General features: G+C 64.2%; 3 protein-coding genes. 2 read left to right on the top strand and 1 reads right to left on the bottom strand.

The annotated features are described in order from the left end of the window. Positions 1-817, bottom strand: an 817-nt coding sequence (locus EOA33_RS29665; RefSeq protein ID WP_127407258.1) for an FAD-dependent oxidoreductase, incomplete at its 3' end; no start/stop codon positions are given. 609 nt (positions 818-1,426) lie between these two features. Here EOA33_RS29665 and tauA point away from each other — a divergent pair. Next, positions 1,427-2,440, top strand: coding sequence for a taurine ABC transporter substrate-binding protein (tauA, locus tag EOA33_RS29670; protein WP_127407259.1), 1,014 nt, complete (start codon positions 1,427-1,429; stop codon positions 2,438-2,440). Between the two features lie 120 nt (positions 2,441-2,560). Then, positions 2,561-3,146: ATP-binding cassette domain-containing protein (locus EOA33_RS29675; RefSeq protein ID WP_127407260.1), on the top strand; the 586-nt coding region annotated here is incomplete at its 3' end.

The following is a 3,146-nucleotide window of genomic DNA, read 5'->3' on the forward strand; positions in this document are numbered from 1 at the left end:
GCCTCAGGCCATCGACGACGTCGCGCCAATCGCCGCCGGCCTTCTGGTTCTCGCGGATCAGGTTGCGGAACCAGCCGACGAAATAAGAAAGCTGGGTGCCGAGCGGAATGTCGGCGACGTCGAGCTTGATCGGATTGCCCTTGCGATGCGGCGAGGGCAGCAGGCCGCGCCGCGACACAGCTATGATCTCGCCGCGATGGCCTCGCTGCTCGAGCGACAGGAAAGCGTCGACCATGCTCAAGCCCGTGCCGAGCACCAGGACAGTAGCCTCTGGGTCGAGCGCGGTGTCCGCCTCCGAACCCATGCGGATGGCGCGACCCTGGAAAGCGCCCGGCTGCTCGTCATGGCCGGTGGCCAAAACGGCAAGATGACCGACGACGCTGATGCCGTTGACCAAGGCCACCTCGACGCCCGACGGGGTCGGCGAGATCGACAGGCTCTCCTCGCGGATCAGCCGCAAGCGGCCGCTGTCGCGCTCGCGGGCCTCGAGTTCGTCGAGCAACTCCTTCAGATAGCGGGCATAAAGGCTGCGCGGCGCGTAGAACGGGCCCTGATCCGGCTGGGCGAGACCGCTGTCCAGCACCCAGCGCGCGAAATTGGTCGGATCGTCGGCATAGGCGCTCATGCCGGAGGCGTTGACATTGAGCACATGCGCGGAAAGCAGCGTCGAATAGGCCATGCCCTGCCCGAAATGCGGACGCCTCTCGATCAGCGCGACGCGCAGATCGGGATTCGGCGATTTCAAAAGATGCGCGGCCAGCACGACGCCGCTGGCGCCGCCGCCGACAATGACGATGGAGTTGCCGCGTCCAACCATGGCTGCTGGCCGAACGTGACTTAACTCGATCGGCCTGCAGCCGTCGCCGCTGGCGGCCTCGGCTGGAGGCCGCGAACGATCGCCGGGACGGTGTTCAGAAGATCGCGCATCGTTCTCTCACTCCCAATGTTGATAAGATTACTATACTAATCGAGCTAAACACGAAGGCAGCTTTCCAATTGCCGCTACCTTTGAGGCATGGATTTGCCCAGATGAAGGGCTGCGAGAATTTTCGTTCATGGATCGCTCGTGGGAGGGCCGCATCAGCGCTAGCGTCGATGCGTCGCGAAGCGTCTCCATTCCGATACATCGGGGCGCTGCACATTTCAGAATTCTGCACCGTTGCACCCTAAAGCAACGGTCACGGCATGGATCCTCGGGTCGAGGCCGAGGACGGCGAGGCGGTGGGCCTTTCAGCCAAATCTCGAACACCTGCGACGGGATCTAGCCGAGCATTCGCAACTGTCCTTTTGCGCTTCCGAACCGCCCGTGCGGGCGACACTTTTCCAATAAAGGCTCCTACGTTGGAATTATCTAACTCTACAAACCTTATAGAATTAAGCGACGATAGAACGGCAATTCAGCTTCTCGGGGTTATGGAGCCTTTCAATGTCAATCCTTTCACGACGCATTCTGCTTCTGTCGTCCGCCGCGCTCGCGGGCGCCGCCCTGCTCGGCCCGGCCGCGGCGGAAGACCTAAAAATCACCATCGGCTACCAGACGGTGGTCGAGCCTTCGAAAGTTGCGCAGGCCGACGGCGCCTATGAGAAGGCGACCAAGGCCGCGATCGACTGGCGGAAATTCGATTCCGGCGCCGACGTGATCGCCGCCGTCGCCTCCGGCTCGGTCGACATCGGCTATGTCGGGTCGAGCCCGCTGGCCGCCGCCGCCAGCCGCGAGCTGCCGATCCAGACCATCTTCGTCGTCGGCCTCATCGGCGAATCGGAAGCGCTGGTCGCCCGCAACGGCGCCGGCATCGAGAAGATCGCCGACCTCGCCGGCAAGAAGGTGGCGGTGCCGTTCGTCTCGACGACGCATTACAGCCTGCTCGCCGCGCTCAAGCATGAGAACGTCGATCCGAAGTCGGTCGAGATCCTCAACCTCAGGCCGCCTGAGATCGCCGCCGCCTTCGCACGCGGCGACATCGACGGGGCTTATGTCTGGGATCCGGCGCTCGGCCAGATCAAGACGACCGGCAAGGTGGTACTGGATTCCTCGCAGGTCGCCGCCTGGGGCGCGCCGACCTTCGACGCCTGGATCGTGCGCACCGACTTCGCGGAAAAACATCCAGATGTGGTGCGCGGTTTCGTCAAGGTCACCGGTGAGGCCTATGCCCGATACTTGGCCAACCCCGAGGCCTGGTCGGTCTCTTCGCCCGAAGCTGGCAAGATCGCCAAGCTCACCGGCGCCAAGCTCGAAGAGGTTCCGGAACTGCTCAAAGGCTATGTCTTCCCGACGCTCGACGAGCAGGCCTCCGACAAGTTCCTTGGCGGCGCCACGGTCAAGGCGATCGCGGCGACGTCCGCCTTCCTCAAGGAGCAGGGCAAGATCGACGCGGTGCTTCCCGACTACTCGAAATACGCGACGGCCAAATATGCCATCGAGGCGCTCGCCTCGAACTGATGCAGCGAGCTCGCACGGCCCTCTTCGCTGGCCGTGCGTCTGCCTGTCCCGGACCGCTTACGAGGAGCAGGTTCGGGACAGGCGCCCCTCGTTCGATCCAGCAGAAGAGTGTTGAGTCCAATGCCGCATCTGACGCTCGATAACGTCACCGTGCATTATGACGGCCAGCCGGCCCCCGCGGTCGAGCGTGTCTCGATCGACATCGGCAAAAGCGAATCCGGCAGGGGCGACTTCGTCGTGCTGGTCGGCCGCTCAGGCTGCGGCAAGACCTCGCTGCTCAACGTCGCCGCCGGACTGGTGGAGCCGGCGCGTGGCCGGGCCACGATCGCCGGCCAGCCGATCACCGCGCCCGGGCCAGACCGCGCCGTGGTGTTCCAGAATGATGCGCTGTTTCCTTGGCTGACCGCGCGCGAAAACGTCGCCTTCGCGCTCAAGCTGCGCGGCGTGAGCGCCGAGAAGCGGGCGCGGCACGCCGACGAATTGCTCAAGCTCGTCAAGCTCAACAGTGCCGGCGACAAGCGAATTTGGGAACTTTCCGGCGGCATGCGCCAGCGCGTCGGCTTGGCGCGCGCGCTTGCTGCCGAGCCGGAATTTCTTCTCCTCGATGAGCCGCTCGGCGCGCTCGACGCGCTGACGCGCGAGCGCATGCAGACGACGCTGCTCGATCTGTGGGCGGCTGCCGAAGTCGGCGTGCTGATGGTCACAC

Source organism: Mesorhizobium sp. M4A.F.Ca.ET.050.02.1.1, assembly GCF_003997725.1.
Classification (GTDB): domain Bacteria; phylum Pseudomonadota; class Alphaproteobacteria; order Rhizobiales; family Rhizobiaceae; genus Mesorhizobium.